General features: G+C 39.3%; 17 protein-coding genes and 4 pseudogenes. 13 read left to right on the top strand and 8 right to left on the bottom strand.

The genetic code is table 11. The annotated features are described in order from the left end of the window. Positions 1-7: 7 nt before the first annotated feature. The 7 genes from KA717_01345 to KA717_01315 all read left to right on the top strand — a co-directional run bounded on the left by KA717_01345 (position 8) and on the right by KA717_01315 (position 2,280). On the top strand, positions 8-250 hold the full coding sequence (locus KA717_01345) for a DUF5615 family PIN-like protein (GenBank protein UXE61649.1): 243 nt from the start codon (positions 8-10) through the stop codon (positions 248-250). A gap of 214 nt (positions 251-464) precedes the next feature. Then, positions 465-713 carry a DUF4258 domain-containing protein gene (locus KA717_01340; protein ID UXE61648.1) on the top strand — a complete coding sequence of 83 codons (249 nt, stop codon included), beginning with the start codon at positions 465-467 and terminating at the stop codon, positions 711-713. A 2-nt stretch (positions 714-715) separates the two neighbouring features. Beyond that, complete coding sequence (locus tag KA717_01335) at positions 716-916, top strand: DUF2283 domain-containing protein (GenBank protein UXE61647.1); 201 nt, start codon at positions 716-718, stop codon at positions 914-916. Positions 917-1,050: 134 nt separating this feature from the next. Then, positions 1,051-1,290 carry a hypothetical protein gene (locus KA717_01330; GenBank protein UXE61646.1) on the top strand — a complete coding sequence of 80 codons (240 nt, stop codon included), beginning with the start codon at positions 1,051-1,053 and terminating at the stop codon, positions 1,288-1,290. After that, positions 1,262-1,618 (top strand): type II toxin-antitoxin system PemK/MazF family toxin, encoded by a 357-nt coding sequence (locus KA717_01325; GenBank protein ID UXE64520.1) that lies wholly within the window; start codon positions 1,262-1,264, stop codon positions 1,616-1,618. The genes KA717_01330 and KA717_01325 overlap by 29 nt, the downstream gene beginning before the upstream one ends. Before the next feature lie 133 nt (positions 1,619-1,751). Then, positions 1,752-2,039 (top strand): BrnT family toxin, encoded by a 288-nt coding sequence (locus KA717_01320; protein ID UXE61645.1) that lies wholly within the window; start codon positions 1,752-1,754, stop codon positions 2,037-2,039. Further along, positions 2,026-2,280 (top strand): BrnA antitoxin family protein, encoded by a 255-nt coding sequence (locus tag KA717_01315; protein UXE61644.1) that lies wholly within the window; start codon positions 2,026-2,028, stop codon positions 2,278-2,280. Before KA717_01320 ends, KA717_01315 begins: the two co-directional genes overlap by 14 nt. 108 nt (positions 2,281-2,388) lie before the next feature. Here KA717_01315 and KA717_01310 read toward each other — a convergent pair whose 3' ends face one another. Together KA717_01310 and KA717_01305 are read right to left on the bottom strand one after the other, a co-directional pair. Beyond that, the gene (locus KA717_01310) at positions 2,389-2,769 is read right to left on the bottom strand and encodes a type II toxin-antitoxin system VapC family toxin (GenBank protein ID UXE61643.1); all 381 of its coding nucleotides are present in this window, start codon (positions 2,767-2,769) and stop codon (positions 2,389-2,391) included. Next, complete coding sequence (locus KA717_01305; GenBank protein ID UXE61642.1) at positions 2,769-2,987, bottom strand: hypothetical protein; 219 nt, start codon at positions 2,985-2,987, stop codon at positions 2,769-2,771. The genes KA717_01310 and KA717_01305 overlap by 1 nt, the downstream gene beginning before the upstream one ends. A gap of 590 nt (positions 2,988-3,577) precedes the next feature. On the opposite strand from KA717_01305, the gene KA717_01300 reads away from it, so the two are divergent. Next, a complete protein-coding gene (locus KA717_01300) occupies positions 3,578-4,669 on the top strand; it encodes a transposase (GenBank protein ID UXE61641.1) in 1,092 nt (363 codons plus the stop codon). Between the two features lie 301 nt (positions 4,670-4,970). Here the strand turns inward: KA717_01300 and KA717_01295 are convergent. Continuing rightward, positions 4,971-6,312, bottom strand: a pseudogene (locus tag KA717_01295) (IS5 family transposase). A gap of 301 nt (positions 6,313-6,613) precedes the next feature. Here KA717_01295 and KA717_01290 point away from each other — a divergent pair. Then, positions 6,614-7,939: an IS4 family transposase gene (locus KA717_01290; GenBank protein UXE64519.1), complete on the top strand. Its 1,326-nt coding sequence runs from the start codon at positions 6,614-6,616 to the stop codon at positions 7,937-7,939. Positions 7,940-7,986: 47 nt separating this feature from the next. Here KA717_01290 and KA717_01285 read toward each other — a convergent pair. The 4 genes and pseudogenes from KA717_01285 to KA717_01270 form a co-directional block, all read right to left on the bottom strand. Beyond that, a pseudogene (locus KA717_01285) lies at positions 7,987-8,184 on the bottom strand (hypothetical protein). A 457-nt stretch (positions 8,185-8,641) separates the two neighbouring features. Next, entirely contained in the window at positions 8,642-8,851 is a 210-nt protein-coding gene (locus KA717_01280; GenBank protein UXE61640.1) for a hypothetical protein, read from the bottom strand. A gap of 180 nt (positions 8,852-9,031) precedes the next feature. Next, a protein-coding gene (locus KA717_01275) for an ISKra4 family transposase (GenBank protein UXE64518.1) occupies positions 9,032-10,089 on the bottom strand; the annotation gives its coding sequence in 2 pieces (ribosomal slippage) (positions 9,032-9,933 and positions 9,933-10,089; 1,059 coding nt in all). Between the two features lie 249 nt (positions 10,090-10,338). Next, positions 10,339-11,085, bottom strand: a complete 747-nt coding sequence (locus KA717_01270) for an aliphatic sulfonate ABC transporter substrate-binding protein (protein ID UXE64517.1) — start codon at positions 11,083-11,085, stop codon at positions 10,339-10,341. A 2-nt stretch (positions 11,086-11,087) separates the two neighbouring features. On the opposite strand from KA717_01270, the pseudogene KA717_01265 reads away from it, so the two are divergent. Beyond that, positions 11,088-12,369, top strand: a pseudogene (locus KA717_01265) (ISKra4 family transposase). 15 nt (positions 12,370-12,384) lie between these two features. Here the strand turns inward: KA717_01265 and KA717_01260 are convergent. Next, on the bottom strand, positions 12,385-12,720 hold the full coding sequence (locus KA717_01260; GenBank protein UXE61639.1) for a hypothetical protein: 336 nt from the start codon (positions 12,718-12,720) through the stop codon (positions 12,385-12,387). Positions 12,721-13,022: 302 nt separating this feature from the next. Here KA717_01260 and KA717_01255 point away from each other — a divergent pair, with 302 nt between their 5' ends. The 3 genes and pseudogenes from KA717_01255 (at position 13,023) to KA717_01245 (ending at position 15,870) form a co-directional block, all read left to right on the top strand. Next, positions 13,023-14,153: a sulfate ABC transporter substrate-binding protein gene (locus KA717_01255; protein ID UXE61638.1), complete on the top strand. Its 1,131-nt coding sequence runs from the start codon at positions 13,023-13,025 to the stop codon at positions 14,151-14,153. Positions 14,154-14,191: 38 nt separating this feature from the next. After that, complete coding sequence (locus KA717_01250) at positions 14,192-14,533, top strand: substrate-binding domain-containing protein (protein UXE61637.1); 342 nt, start codon at positions 14,192-14,194, stop codon at positions 14,531-14,533. A gap of 55 nt (positions 14,534-14,588) precedes the next feature. Then, positions 14,589-15,870: pseudogene (locus KA717_01245) on the top strand (ISKra4 family transposase). Positions 15,871-16,037 lie beyond the last annotated feature (167 nt).

Here is a 16,037-nt window from a genome sequence, read left to right as displayed (position 1 = left end):
ATTTTTATTGGATGAAAATCTGCCTTCTAAAATACAATTTGTGCCATCATTACCGATTATTCATGTTTCAGCTTTAGGCAAAAGTTTCAGCGATACAGAAATTTGGCAATATGCTAAGGAAAAAAATCTAGTAATTATCACTAAAGATGTAGATTTTTCAGATAGGCTAATGCTAGATTCCAACCCGCCTAAAGAGTCGTTCATCTCCGCTTTGGAAATATGCGAAAACGTGAATTTCACCAGTTTTTAGCTCATATTTGGACACAGATTGAAGAATTAATTGTCGATCACAAGTTAGTTAACGTTTATCTAGATCAAATTGAAGCATTTAGATAGGGCGATCGCTGTTTTATCATTTGTAATTGACATGAGCGATCGCCTACCCTTCACGGTTATTTTATTTCGCATAACTTGTCATTCTGAGTTTGTATTAAAATCCTGATATGTTAAAATTGAGGTAAAATGTGGAGTATTATTTTTCTGAACATGCTAAACAAGAAATAGAACGCCGTTTTATTCCCTTAGAACATATTGAATCAACTCTAAATACTCCCCAGCAAATTACCGAGGAACGCGAACAAAGACAGTGTTATCAATCTCTCGTTACAATCAATAATAAGCCGTTTTTACTTCGCATTATTGTCAATCACGAAAGCCCAAAAAAAGTTATCACACTTTATCTAACAACAAAAATCAAAAAATATTGGAGATAACCATGAAAATTCATTATGACCAAGACGTTGATATTCTTAGAATCTTACTCACAGATGCCGCTATTGAAGAAAGTGACGAAGTAGAAACAGGTGTGATTTTTGACTACGATAATCAAGGTGATGTTGTTGGTATTGAAATTTTAGATGCCTCTAAACGCAATACTCAATCTCGTCCACTAGAATACTCCATTTCCAGTGTTTAGGATAATCTTGTTTGGAGAAATAAGATCGCAGTTTTGTTGTTTGTAATTGACATGAGCGATCGCTGTAGCGAATCATCACAGCTTCTCATTATTGCTTTAATGTTAAAATGAAATAACTACTTTTAGGTTTTGCTATGCGTGCGATTGAAACTACTGGTATCCTAAATACCCAAGGACAAATCCAACTTGATCATCCCATTCCCCAAGAAAAAGCCAGGTTTGTGCGTGTTATTCTTTTGATGCCAGAGGATGAACTCAATGAAAAAACCTGGCTAAATGCTGTTGCAGATAACCCTAGCTTTGCTTTTCTGCATGATTCAGAAGAAGATATTTATACTCTTGAAGATGGACAACCTGTGGCAAATGAAGGGTAAAATCGTTTTAATTCAATTTCCCTTTGATGATTTATCTTCCAGTAAAGTTCGTCCTGCTTATTGTCTAACAAATAAAATTGGAGTCTATCAACATATTATCTTTGCTCTAATCACCAGCCGTATTCCCGAAAGCCCCCTCCATACAGATATTATCCTAAGACCAGAAAATCCAGATTTTATGATGAGTGGTCTTCGCAAATCATCAACCATCAGGCTTGATCACTTGGTAACACTTCGAGCCTCACTTATTCAGCGTGAGCTAGGATTATTATCCTTAGAAACTCGAACCTTAATTGTCAATATTTTATATGATATTCTACGCTCCTAAAAAGTGCGATCGCTGTTTTATCATTTGTAATTGACAAGAGCGATCGCCGTTCTTTAACATATTTTTTCCATCAATCTCTTTTTCCAGTATTCTGTTTTAAAATAGACACAGACAGCGAAACCTCGTTGACCGTATGAAAATTGAGTCCATTGTCTGTCCCGAATACATTGAAGAGAAACTTCAGGTAAAACATGGGGTTACACGCCATGAGGCTGAACAGGTTTTGCACAATTTTCCTCGCTTTCGCTTTGTTGAAAAAGGTCATACGGTCGGAGAAAATGTCTATGTCGCATTTGGACAAACAATTGAGGGCCGATATTTATCCGTATTCTTTATTTACAAACCAGAAGCAAGAACGGCTATTATTGTTAGTACCCGTGATATGAGCAGGAAGGAGCGCAAGGCTTATGAACGCAAATAAATTTAGTAGTCTTTCCAAGTCAAGTACTGATGCACAAATTGGTGAATTTTGGGATACCCATGATTTTACTGATTTTGACACTGATGCTCCTGATATTGAGTTTGAGGTCGCTTATTCTGTCCCCCTTGAGGTCGATTTGTTTAGTGAAATTGAGAAACAAGCTCAACAAAGAGGAGTTGAGGTTGAAGCCCTGGTGAATCTTTGGTTACGACAAAAGCTTTCTGAACAAGCGATGGGTTAATTGAGGGCGATCGCCGTCTCAGTTCTCATCAAAAAGCGATTGTCCCCAATTATAAACTGCAAAATACTTGATCGCCGTCTCAACTCTCATCAAAAAGCGATCGCTCTATTAAAAATTTCCAGAATACAAATTTAAACCTTCAATAAAGCGAAAATCTTTAAGATTTAATGTGTATAAATCAAGATTGTAAACTAATGCAGTGGAAGCAATTAAAGCGTCGGGAATAGATAATTTATGACTTAGAGAATAAGTCTCCATTAATTCAATAAATTTTGTAGATACAACAATGTCAACTGGAAAAATGGTGAGGATTTCTAGATGCTTTCTGATTTTTCGTAATTCTAATTTATTGATAGCACCATAATACAATTCAGCTTGAGTAATAACACTAATTGCTAACTGACTAATGCCAATGTGACGAAGCTCATTAACAACTTTGCCATTGTTTTTATAAAACTCAATGATAATATTGGTATCACATAAAGTCATTAGCTATCTTCCTGCCAAGCCTTTTGACGAATGGTTTCCGCCGTAATTGTTCGATTGTCCCAAAGTCCCGCTAGGGCAAAAAAATCTTGCTCATTATCAATTTTTGTTTGGTTCTGTTCTTGGATTTCGACAGAGTTGACAAAATCTAAAGCAGTCAATAGCCTTGATAACATCTCTGCTTTATCGGTATCTACGACTTGGACGATTAGCTGTTTCATAAATAGTTGACTGGAAATATGCCTAGCTCCATTATAGGAAAATTCTGACTTAACAGATCGCCCTTTACAACCTCATCAAAAAGCGATTGCACTCAATCATAAGCTGCAACATACTTGATCGCTGTCTCAACTCTCATCAAAAAGCGATCGCTGTCTCAACTCTCATCAAAACGCGATCGCTGAAAGTACGGCCACGCAGATCGCCCTCACTGTAGGTTAAATTGAGAAATCCGAACGTTATCCGAGTTAGGGTCAATAAATTTTTGTCAGCAATTCTAAATTTGAAAAATCAGGAGGAATTAGTGGCGGGCAGAGAGTCAAATGGCTCAAGCATAAAATCAAGAAGGTGTTGCCAGCTATCAAAGACAAAATAGGTAGGGCTTGCTGAAAAAGTCAAAAAACGAAAGAAATGTGGGTTAGGGAAGTATGGACTGAAAAAGCATAGATAACTTATCCTTATGGACTGGACAGTGGGAAGTTCTCGAGCAGGGTAAGTGAGAAAAGAAAATCGGACATGCGATACCCAAGAGTGCCGTTATGTCCGAAACTGGCTGATATAGAAAATCGATAGCCAGTGCTATCTATCAATTATGCAACTATGTCAGCGACTAGAGCAAATCCTAGAGAATCTCCGTCCCGCCTTTAGCCGAGAAGCAACGTACCAATGGTTTATCCTATTAGCCTGGGGAGTAGTGCTCAACAGCCAACCGAGCGCAATAACAAGCTATGTCAATGCCTTAGGGTTAACAGAGAGCTACTACCATCAGGCACTACATTGGTTTGAATCCAAGGCATTTAACGTCAAAGGACTGACCTTGGGATGGTCGAAGTGGGTAAGTCAGCATGAAAATCTATATCGAATCAAGGAAAAACGAGTGTATGTGGGGGATGGAATCAAAGTGGGGAAAGAAGGGCGCAAGATGCCAGGGGTAAAACGACTACACCAAGAATCCGGAAATGTGGCGAAGCCAGAATGGATAAGGGGGCATTACTTCAATGCCTTGAGTGTTTTGGTGGGAGCAGGAAAAGCCTGCTTTGCCTTGCCCTTAGTGTTGCGGCTAGACGATGGCATCAAGTCCAAAGCAACGGCAAAGGAAGGGAAAAAAGGCAGCAAAAAAGAGAAGACTACTCTAGTCACGAAAATGGGGGAGCTTTGCACTACCTACGCAGAGGCGGGAAGCTATGTGATTTTGGATGCTTACTTCGCTTGTGGAGCAGTGCTCAAAAGTTTTCGCCAAAATGCCTTGCATCTCATCACCCGAGTGCGTTGCTCTACAGTGGCATATGCTCCCTTTTCTTCCGTTCCGACCTTGAGGGGGAAAGGACGACCACGGCTTTGGGGGAGTTCAATAAAACTAGAAAGCCTGTTTGCTCTTGTGGAGGATTTTCCCACCGCTAAAGTCTGGCTCTATGGTCAACAAGTCTCCGTTTCTTATCAGTGCTTTGAGTTCCACTGGGATAGTCCCCATCAGCTCGTTAAGTTTGTCCTCACCCAATTGCCCAACGGACAAAGACTGATTCTGCTTTCTACTGACCTCTGTTTGACTGGACCTGAGATTATTGCCGCTTACGGTCTCCGATTTAAGATTGAAGTCACTTTTCGTCAATTAATCCATCTTTTGGGCGGCTTTGCCTATCGTTTTTGGCTTAAGGCTCTTCCTACGGGCGTGACCTTTAGTTGATGAAGGAAAAGAAAAGTGTTAACATGAGATGAAAAGTGACAAAGAGGAAACAATGATGACAGCAAAACTAATTAGGGCTTGCTGAAAAAGTCAAAAAACGAAAGAAATGTGGGTTAGGGAAGTATGGACTGAAAAAGCATAGATAACTTATCCTTATGGAAACAAATCAAAATACAGATTTTGTTTAATCTATTGTTCCTTTCTGTCTAAAAAGGTCAACACAAATCACTCCTCACAAAAGAGAGGAAAATTAACACCATTTTTCACAAGAAAAACGACTCTACAACTTTTTACTTTTTGTCTTCTGAAGTAGAGTAGAAAGATTCATTACCAAAAAGTTCATCGCAATTACCGTTTCCGAGGTCTCAGGTAGTTTGGCCATCACTCGACCAAGACTAAATTTCCTCTTTCCCTGTCCGAATTTACCCTCAATGGCATTACGCACTCTTTCATCTGAGCGTGCCTCTTTCTTTTTTTCTTTGCTCACCTCTTTCGGCGGTCTTCCCAATCGGGGACCACTCATTCTTATATCCCTTTCTTTACAATAAGCTCGATTCGCTTTTGTTCGATAGATTTTATCCACATGAACCGATTCCGGATAACATCCTGTTTCCCTTTTATATTCTTCTATTCGCGCTTGTAAATCTCCCGATTCGTTGTAATTATCCCAACTTAATTTGTCTAAGAAGACAAAGCCATTCACATTACTTGCCGATATTTTAGCTCCAAACTCTACTGCTTTTCCCGCTTTTCCACGCACTATTGGACGCACGTGAGGTTGGCTTACACTCACAATTCTGTTTTCTACTTTATTTGTCTTTTTTTCATACATTTCTAACTGTTGCTCATACACTTTTCCTATCGTTACAAGCTCTTCTTGCTCTTTTTTCGTTAGTTTTTCTAACTTTGCTCCCTCTTCTATCATTTTTTCTATATGAGACAAGTTTCTTTTTATATATCCTAGTTGTTTTTTTGTTCCTTTTCTTCTTTCTTTTTTTGACACACGACGTTTTTTTGCTATGGCTAAGTACTCTTTTCTTGCCACTTCCCTATAAGTCCTCGGCTTTTCTTTCCTTTTCTCTTTTATTTCTTCATACAGCTTATCTATTATTTTTTCTGTTTTTTCTCTGGCATCATTCAATATTCCTATATCCGTTGGATATTTTATATCTGCTGGTGTACAAGTCGCATCTAACAATAACTTTCCTTCATTTTCTTTTTTTTCTGACGCTACACCCGTCGCTTTTTTTTCTATTTCTTTATTAATTTTATTTATTTATTAATTCCATTCCTATTTTTTTACGAAAATGAACCATCATTGACGCATTAAATGCTTCTTTGCTACTATAGCTTTCCATTCCTATAAAGTACTGTAAATAAGGGTTCTCTTTTATTTGTTCTACTGTTTCTCTGTCACTTTTTCCTGAAATTTCTTTGATAATTAATGCTCCTAATGCCATTCTAAATGATTTGGCTGGGGCTCCTTTTTTTTCTGTGAAGTTTTTTGCATATTCTTCCTCATATTCTTCCCAGGGAATCATTTTTGACATTTCTATCCAACGATTTTCTTCGTCTAACTGCCCGCCGAACAGATTTTTCAAGTTTTCTGGTGTTTCAATTGAGTACTGTTGCTTTCGGTACATCTGCTTTCTCTCTTCTTAATGCAATGGTTTTGAGGCATTCTACCCTATTTTCGTGCATTCTAGCGGTTCTTAATTCGCCTACTATTTTTCTCCGTAAAGGTTTCAGCTTTTTTCAGCAAGCCCTAAGTAAAGAAGAAAAGAGTAAATTGGGGGGTAAAATAATGATGGTAGTGGAAGCCTTTACCCCATTGGTGTCAACTTAAGCCAAAATGCCTACTCACAAAAGATTAGCCTAAAAGCAGGCGGAAGTAAGAGTAGGCTGAAAAAAAGGTTAGTATATAAAAAAGTGAGCAAAAAACAAATGGCAAGACAACATCCTCGGAGAAAAGGAAACCCAGACTTACGTCGTAAGACAAATCAGCCAGGGGTAGAAATCCCTGAAATAACAAAAGAGTTGTTTGAATTACTAGAACCCACAATGTTTACACCATTAAAATATTTACAGGGAACTCATGAGAAAATGATGAGAGATAGGGTATTAAATTTACCAGTAATGGTGGCATTAGTGTTAAGTATAGTGTATCGTCAAATAGCGGGTATAAGTGAAGCGGTAAGACTGTTAGAGGAAGAGGGATTGCTATGGGTAGCATCATTAAAAGTAAGCAAACAGGCAGTATCAAAAAGAATGATGAATGTGCCAGCCGAAATATTTGCAATATTACTAAAAGGAGTGTTAGAAAAAGCAGCCGAAAAAGGGAAGAAGCTCCAAGTAGGAGAAAAATGGGAAAAAATAAGAGAAAAGTTTAGTGCAGTGTGGATAGCAGATGGCTCAACGCTAGAGCAGATAAGGAAAAATATGAAAATAAGTAAAGAAGAAAAGAGTAAATTGGGGGGTAAAATAATGATGGTAGTGGAAGCCTTTACCCAAAGACCCGTTACTTTATGGTACACAGAAAATGATAAATCAAATGATAAAATATGGTGTAAAGAATTGGCAGCTAAATTACCAGAAAATGGTTTAATTCTCGTAGATATGGGATTTTTTAGCTTTGTGTGGTTTGATTTGTTAACAGAAGCTAAAAAGTTTTTTCTAACCAGATTTAGAGCGGGTACATCTTACAAAACCAAACAAGTATTGTCTCAAGGTAGTCATTACAGAGATGAGATTATCATTATGGGAAATTACCGTTCTAATCCTTGCAAGCATCCGGTGAGATTAGTCTCAGTATTATGGGGAACAATCTGGTATCAGTATTTAACAAATGTGTTGTCTCCCGAACAACTGTCCGCCGAAGAGGTCTGTGATTTATATCGAAGACGATGGACAATCGAAGAAGCCTTTTTATTAACGAAAAGACTTTTAGGACTAGCCTATTTATGGGTAGGTAATAAGAATGGTGTCCAAATCCAGATTATTTGCACTTTGATTTTCTATACGGTCTTAAATCAATTGGTAGGGGAAGTGGCGATTGCTCTAAATCAACCGAAAGAAAAAATCTCAGTAGAGATGGTGTTTCGGAGTCTATACTATGTAGCGAAGGCTATTGCTAGAGGAGAAAAGCCTGATACAGTAACCTATCTGGCTGAACGTGCTAAGTTATTTGGTTTGGTCAAAGCTGAGAGAAAGCGACATCGAGAAAAGGCCGCTCTCAATCAACAAATTTGGGAACCCATTCCTTTAAGTTGACACGGATGACTACGGCTGCGACCATCTATGAATGCTTGACCACTCGTTAATTCTTCTGTTCCTTTGCGGATTGTTCGTCTATTCCACCCTAATTCGCGTTCTGCGAAGGTTTGTCCCCCTATTCCCAAACCTTGTACAACCTGTGCCATGAATTGTCTCCTGTCGCTACCTTTTAGTTTTTTGGCTGTTTCGATGTACAGCGATTTTAGGTCTTCACTGATTTCCGTTACTGATTTTTTCAGCATACAATTTACCTTTTTGTTAAAACTGTCTTTTGCTATTCTATCGGATCATTTATTTTATGGCTATCTCTAACCTTTTTAAAAACAGTCCGTCGGAATTGGTCTGAATCCCTTGATTCGCTGGTTCCTTTTTTTTACGTTGTTTAATCAGGAGATGAAATCGAATTTTGCATACATCTAGAAACCAGTGTGAATCAATGTGTTAAAAATTGCATCTTGATAGATTCATACGGTAAATCAGCAACGCCGAAATTTTAAAGGGGAAAGTTTGGATGTCTGAGGATTTTGATTAACCTTGAATTTACCCGTCACGTTTGCAGATACCAAGACTTATATTGCTCTTCCCTCCCATCATGGCGATCCATTTGATCGAATGTTGATTGCCCAGGCGATGAATTATTTTTTGATTAGGAAAATATTAGCTGAAAATTCAAATAGTTCTGAGTTTGCTTGGCTGTTTTCATTTTGCTTGATGTAGAGATTTATTTGTATTTAGGGGAGAATAGTCGGGATTTTCTGAAATAGGTCGGTTTGTATAGGAAGTTGGGAAGGGAACGGTAGCTTTGGTAAAAAATTCATCTCCCAATTCTGGAATATCTGAGTAATCAATATCCTCATCTGTCATTAGATCAATTTTGGTTAAGTCGCTTTTGATAGATTTTTTGTTCACGATGGTTTGCCTTTCTCATGGAAATAATACGAGTTTTATTTTGGCGAGGAGTATGGACAATCACGACCACTCGACCTTCTAATTTGCCTAATGTGATTAATCTGGATTCATTGTAGGCAAAGCGAGGGAGCATCTCACCTTTGCAATAAGTAGAAATACTTAACGAGGTAAATGAAAGAGTCAAAAAAGGTAATCATTTAAATAGGAACAGCGATGACGAAGGACTTGTGGTACATTGTCAGAATTCCAACTCGCACCAGTAATTTTAAGACGATGACCAATTTGTTTAACTTGAGATTCGACAGAGCCAGAGCCAATGGAAATGCCCTCTGCCTGCAAATAACCATAATTGACAATCCGATGTTTATGCTTGTTTAAATAAATGATAAAATTCTCAGCTTGAGGCTCTGACCATCCCTCAAAACAGGAGATAGCGGCATCCACTTCACCCGTCCAAAGAAAAGACTTGACCTCCTCAATTCGCTGGAATGACCCCCCAACTTTATAGAGGTTTTCAATTAAGTGATACCAGTCCAAAATTTCAATTCGCTCATGTTTCTGTCCTATCTCACGAAATAAGTTCCAGATACCATCATGTCCATCTCCCAAACAAATTAAAGGCTTAGCCAAAATTTGAGAATTAACCAAATCTAATAAAGCCGAGTTATCTTGAAAAAAGGCAGCTACCCCCAATTGATGAAAACTGACTCCTTTATAATCACGCCAAATTAAGGGTTCTCCCTTGGGAGTTCTGAGTCGTACCTTCCCACCATCTATGCTAATTTCTTCGACTTCTGTGTTAGAGGGTAATTCTTCAAAATGATAGCGATGTACAAGGCGTTGTTGCGTACTGTGAGAAACAGCAATTCCCGTCAATGATTGGATTTTCTTAGCTGCTTTTTCATAAGACTCATCGCCACTCAGTAGCAAACAGTTCTTCTCTAACATTGGACTCATCTGAGTTCGAGGCTTTAGTTCTAATTTCTTCGCTTGTTTTTCTGTAATGGGCAATTCCCCCAAAATACTTTTTACTGTTCGTATCCGACCTGTGGTTTCCTCGGTACTTGTTTTGACAAAAAAATACCTATTTCTGGGTTGACATACTGAATCATTAAGTCTCTGACAGTCTCCTCTATTTCGCCCAAATTATTAAATGTTTTAACTTGAGATTGTTGATAGAGACATTCTCCCAACTCTTGACATAACTCTTGAATCCTTTTTTCATTTTCTGATAACACTGATAACATGAGATTGTTCCTCAATTGGGATAGATTTTGGAAAGTGGGTCTCGACTATTATACTCTCATTTCTTTTTTTGATAAAGTTCGATAAAGTTCAAAGTCTTATTTTTCTGCCCCATAAGTATTAATACTTATGGCATAAATGAGATGCTCCCGTTGTCCTTTCCCATTATCCTTTTTTTCTACAACCCTTACCTCGCCTTAAATTTAGAATTGCTGGAGAAAGTAGGGTCTTAGCCATTGGATTTAAATACTATTGCGATATTGGGGATTAATCAGACTATTAGTAGTTTTTGGAACATCTACTGAATTAGGAATGACTCCACTTCTTTTCAGCACATTACCCGAAGCAATAATTACCTTTTTCTGAGCATCACCAATACGGGAATCTTTTAAATTCGTGCGTTCTAATTGTTTAGCCGCCACCGCAGGACTAAGTTTAGATTCTTTCTCTAAAACATCCTGTAATTGAGCTTTATTTTGTACCGACCATTTTCGAGCTTTTTCATAGGCAATCAGCACTTTTTTAACGGTATTGGGATATTTTTGAGAAAATTCTTCACGAACATTTAACACCCCATAACTGTTAAAATTTGGCTCACGGAAAAATAAACGAGAACCATTTTCTACTTCGGTTTTTGCCATGTGAGGATCAAGTCCCGCCCAGGCATCCACATCACCTTTTTCGAGAGCCGCTCGACCGTCTGCGTGTTGCAACAAAACAATTTCCACCTCTTTAGGACTTAAGCCACATTTATCCAAAGCTCTGAGCAGAAAAATATAGGGATCAGTTCCCTTGGTGGCGGCAATTTTTTTGCCTTTGAGGTCTTTAACCGATTTAATGGGCGAACCTTTTTTAACCACTAAAGCCGCCCATTCAGGTTTAGAAAAAACATAGATAGACTGGATAGGATTGCCATTGGGTGTGACCTTTAGTTGATGAAGGAAAAGAAAAGTGTTAACATGGGATGAAAAGTGACAAAGAGGAAACAATGATGACAGCAAAACTAATTAATGTAGAGGGTTCAAAGATAAAAATAGAACTAACATTAGAACTCAGTCGTTCAATGTTGGATACAGAAATAAATATTCAAAAAGGCTTAAACGAAGTAGGTTGCATCGCCAGCAAAGAAGCCTTGAAATATTTAGATACAGATGGTTCACCCTTAAAAATCGGTGAAGAAATCTGGAAGAGTAAGGGAGAGCAACCGAAAGAATATCAAACACCTTATGGTGAGGTTATAGTGAATCGTCATGTATATCAGCGTTCACCTTTGAGGAAAAACGTATTGCCCCTTAGAAAGAGAAGCAAGGATAATCATAACATCAACGCCATTATTGGCAAAACAGGTATCCTCAAAAATGTCAGGGATGGCAGGCAAAGAGGTGAAAAATGATTTATTAGAAAATCATGGTAGAAAAGTAGCGCTATCCTATATCCAAAGATTGAGTGAAGCAGTAGGAAGTGTGGTACAGGCAAAAGAAGAAGCGTGGAGTTATGCCCCGCCCAAGGAGGATAGCCAAATTGCAACAGTGGGAATAGGATTAGATGGAACCTGTATGCTGATGTGTGAGGATGGCTACCGTGAAGCAATGGTGGGAACCGTTTCCCTATACGATAGTGAAGGCGAACGTCAACATACAATCTATCTAGGTGCGGCACCAGAGTATGGAAAAAAGAGTTTTCTAGAAAGATTAGAAAGAGAAATTGAGCGAGCGAAAAACCGTTATCCAGAGGCAACATTGGTCGGGATAGCAGACGGGGCAGAATCAAATTGGAAGTTTTTAGAAAAGCAAACGGAAGAACAGATATTAGATTTCTATCATGCCTCTGGTTACTTAGGTGCCTTGGCAGAAGCGTTGCATCCGAATACCGTGTCAAAACAAAAAGAATGGTTGACTGAAAATTGTCGAGAACTCAAGCATGAAAAAGGAAAAGCAGGAGAACTGCTAAATCTGATGAAAGAAGTCAAAGAAGAAAAAAGTCATTCTAAGAATCTTACCGAGAAACTACAAGCGGCGATTACTTATTACGAGAATCATCAGCATCAAATGGATTATGCTGAATACATAGAGAAAAAGTATCCGATTGGTTCAGGTGTTACGGAAGCAGCTTGTAAGACGTTGGTCAAACAACGATTATGTTGTTCAGGGATGCGATGGAAGGAAAAAGGAGCAGGAATTATTTTGAGCCTACGAGCTTTGGTATTGACCAAGGAACGATGGAGTCAATTTTGGGCAAAACTTGATCAATATGGGTTCCCTGTAGAACCCTGATTACAACAGCTTTTATCAACTAAAGGTCGCACCCTTGCCATTCGCTTTACCAATTAAAGCCACCGCTCCAGCCGTTGATCCAAAATCTAAACTGCGAGCATTGAGAAATTCCAAAGCTTTATTACTACCCTGACTCAAAACCCACTCAACCTTGATGTTGTCTTTCTTTAAACTTTCCTCTAGCCAACCCTTTTGTTTTAAGACGAGACTGACAGGATTGTAATAGGCATAATCAATACGAATGACCTCTGGCTTGGCTCCTTGACTGGCGGCCATGCCTTGAAATAATCCAACTGTTCCCAGCAGAGTGATGGAGAAAATTAATAGGAAAGTGCCGAACCATCGAGGCAAGAGCTTTCTTAGATTGGGGGCGATCGCCGAAAAATTCATAGGGGCAAAAGCTAAAATAACAGCAAGTTGATTGAATTTTAGTGGATTGCTGTCTTTTGGGGTAGCGTGCAGATAAACTGACGTGTTATTTTCGTTATCCAGTCCTAAAACATCTCTAAACCATTTTTGACATATTTACGACACATTTTTGACACAATCCTGACACGATTCGTTGACAAAGCCAATTTAATAGCCCTATAATCCGTGAATTGTGAATTAATTACGAAAATCCGATCAAGATACTGTGGTTAGGATGGTTCTGTGTGAATAAACAACCCATTGTGACAATTGTTCTCAGTTTTATACTGAATTTAATTCAAGCTGCGATTAATTTGAGTTCCCGTTTGCTGAAAATATTCCAATCAGGGCGACAAGAATTTAAAATTTATGGCGGTCTTTTTCTCTGTGGATTGTTGTTGACTCTGACCCTAGCTGCCTGTGATGGCGAGGGTTACGGGGGAGATGTCAAACTTAACCTAGTCTCTTTTTCCGTAACCGAAGCGGTTTATAAGGAAATCATCCCAAAATTTGTTGAACAGTGGAAAAAAGAACACAACCAAAACGTCACAATTGAAACCAGCTATGGCGGTTCTGTCGCCCAAGCCGATGATGTTATTGCCGGCAAACAAGAAGCAGATGTTGTCCATCTTGCTCTGCCGTTGGATGTGATCAGACTGGCAGAAGCGGGCTTGGTGAACGAAGATTGGCAAATCAGGTTTCCCCGACGAGGCATCGTAAGTCAGTCGGTAGCGACGATTGTGACCCGTAAAGATAACCCCAAAAATATTAAAACTTGGGCAGATTTAGCTAGCGACGATATAAAGCTTGTTTCAGCCGATCCTCAAACCTCTGGAATCGCTATCTGGCAGTTTTTAGGGCTGTGGGGTTCTGTCACTCAAACTGGTGGTGAACCAGAGCAAGCCCAGCAATTTGTCACCAAAGTCTATCAGAATAGCCCCAACCTCGTTCAAGATGCGCGGACTGCCAGCGACCTTTTCTTCAAACAGGGTCAGGGCGATGTCCTAGTCACCTACGAAAACGAGGTATTTTTAGCCGAGAAAAACCAACCGAATACCAGTTACTTTATTCCGCCCGTTAATATTTCTATTGATAATCCTGTGGCGATCGTTGAAAAAAATGTGGATAAGCATCGCAATCGCAAAGTGGCAGAAGCCTTTGTAGATTTCCTCTATTCCCAGGAAGCTCAGGATGAATTTACTACGTTCGGCTACCGTTCGGTTAATCCCTTTGTTGCTGTTGCGACTGAGTCGAAATTCCCACCGATTGAAACCCTGTTTAATGCTCAAGATTTGGGCGGTTGGTCTTTGATTGAAAAAGAGTTTTTTGCCAAGGGAGCTATTTTTGACAAAATCAGGGCAAATTCCCCTGCCTAAACTCTAATAATCTATTCTCTTAATCCCTTTTTAAGTCTATGAAACTATCCCGTCTTTTTTATCTTATTCCTCTCTTGCTGACCACTGGACTGATGACGGGTTGTGGCAAGTCAGAAGGTGGGGATCAGCAGGTGAGTGTGGATGGAGGGGCTGTGGGCTTTGCCTTGGCTCTTGCGGTTGCCGAAGAATACCAAAAAGTCAATCCCAATGCCAAAGTCGGGGTAGCTGCTAGTGGTACGGGGGGTGGATTTGCTCGGCTCTGCAATGGCAGTATTGATATCGCGGTGGCTTCCCGCGTCATCAGAAGCTCGGAATCCAAGGCCTGTAAGCAAGGGGGGATTGAATATGTGGAGTTGCCGATGGGTGCGACCTTTAGTTGATGAAGGAAAAGAAAAGTGTTAACATGAGATGAAAAGTGACAAAGAGGAAACAATGATGACAGCAAAACTAATTAATGTAGAGGGTTCAAAGATAAAAATAGAACTAACATTAGAACTCAGTCGTTCAATGTTGGATACAGAAATAAATATTCAAAAAGGCTTAAACGAAGTAGGTTGCATCGCCAGCAAAGAAGCCTTGAAATATTTAGATACAGATGGTTCACCCTTAAAAATCGGTGAAGAAATCTGGAAGAGTAAGGGAGAGCAACCGAAAGAATATCAAACACCTTATGGTGAGGTTATAGTGAATCGTCATGTATATCAGCGTTCACCTTTGAGGAAAAACGTATTGCCCCTTAGAAAGAGAAGCAAGGATAATCATAACATCAACGCCATTATTGGCAAAACAGGTATCCTCAAAAATGTCAGGGATGGCAGGCAAAGAGGTGAAAAATGATTTATTAGAAAATCATGGTAGAAAAGTAGCGCTATCCTATATCCAAAGATTGAGTGAAGCAGTAGGAAGTGTGGTACAGGCAAAAGAAGAAGCGTGGAGTTATGCCCCGCCCAAGGAGGATAGCCAAATTGCAACAGTGGGAATAGGATTAGATGGAACCTGTATGCTGATGTGTGAGGATGGCTACCGTGAAGCAATGGTGGGAACCGTTTCCCTATACGATAGTGAAGGCGAACGTCAACCTACAATCTATCTAGGTGCGGCACCAGAGTATGGAAAAAAGAGTTTTCTAGAAAGATTAGAAAGAGAAATTGAGCGAGCGAAAAAACGTTATCCAGAGGCAACATTGGTCGGGATAGCAGACGGGGCAGAATCAAATTGGAAGTTTTTAGAAAAGCAAACGGAAGAACAGATATTAGATTTCTATCATGCCTCTGGTTACTTAGGTGCCTTGGCAGAAGCGTTGCATCCGAATACAGTGTCAAAACAAAAAGAATGGTTGACTGAAAATTGTCGAGAACTCAAGCATGAAAAAGGAAAAGCAGGAGAACTGCTAAATCTGATGAAAGAAGTCAAAGAAGAAAAAAGTCATTCTAAGAATCTTACCGAGAAACTACAAGCGGCGATTACTTATTACGAGAATCATCAGCATCAAATGGATTATGCTGAATACATAGAGAAAAAGTATCCGATTGGTTCAGGTGTTACGGAAGCAGCTTGTAAGACGTTGGTCAAACAACGATTATGTTGTTCAGGGATGCGATGGAAGGAAAAAGGAGCAGGAATTATTTTGAGCCTACGAGCTTTGGTATTGACCAAGGAACGATGGAGTCAATTTTGGGCAAAACTTGATCAATATGGGTTCCCTGTAGAACCCTGATTACAACAGCTTTTATCAACTAAAGGTCGCACCCGTTGCCGATGGCTCTTGATGGTCTGGCGTTGGTAGCAAACCGAAACAATAAGTTTCTTAAATGCTTAATGCGAAAAGAGTTAAAGAAAATCTGGGAGACGGACGCAGAAGGCAAGATCGTTAGCTGGAACCAG

The organism is Woronichinia naegeliana WA131, assembly GCA_025370055.1.
Taxonomy (GTDB): domain Bacteria; phylum Cyanobacteriota; class Cyanobacteriia; order Cyanobacteriales; family Microcystaceae; genus Woronichinia; species Woronichinia naegeliana.
Note: the sequence above shows the minus strand (reverse complement) of the source record. Positions and strands in the feature narration are given on the sequence as shown.

Bases quoted from the DNA above. Each gene is read 5' to 3' on its own strand.
- KA717_01335 (UXE61647.1), top strand. From the start codon at position 716: ATGAAAATTCATTATGACCAAGACGTTGATATTCTTAGAATCTTACTC.
- KA717_01330 (UXE61646.1), top strand. From the start codon at position 1,051: ATGCGTGCGATTGAAACTACTGGTATCCTAAATACCCAAGGACAAATC.
- KA717_01325 (UXE64520.1), top strand. From the start codon at position 1,262: ATGGACAACCTGTGGCAAATGAAGGGTAAAATCGTTTTAATTCAATTT.
- KA717_01320 (UXE61645.1), top strand. From the start codon at position 1,752: ATGAAAATTGAGTCCATTGTCTGTCCCGAATACATTGAAGAGAAACTT.
- KA717_01315 (UXE61644.1), top strand. From the start codon at position 2,026: ATGAACGCAAATAAATTTAGTAGTCTTTCCAAGTCAAGTACTGATGCA.
- KA717_01310 (UXE61643.1), bottom strand. From the start codon at position 2,769: ATGACTTTATGTGATACCAATATTATCATTGAGTTTTATAAAAACAAT.
- KA717_01305 (UXE61642.1), bottom strand. From the start codon at position 2,987: ATGAAACAGCTAATCGTCCAAGTCGTAGATACCGATAAAGCAGAGATG.
- KA717_01300 (UXE61641.1), top strand. From the start codon at position 3,578: ATGCAACTATGTCAGCGACTAGAGCAAATCCTAGAGAATCTCCGTCCC.
- KA717_01290 (UXE64519.1), top strand. From the start codon at position 6,614: ATGGCAAGACAACATCCTCGGAGAAAAGGAAACCCAGACTTACGTCGT.
- KA717_01250 (UXE61637.1), top strand. From the start codon at position 14,192: ATGAAACTATCCCGTCTTTTTTATCTTATTCCTCTCTTGCTGACCACT.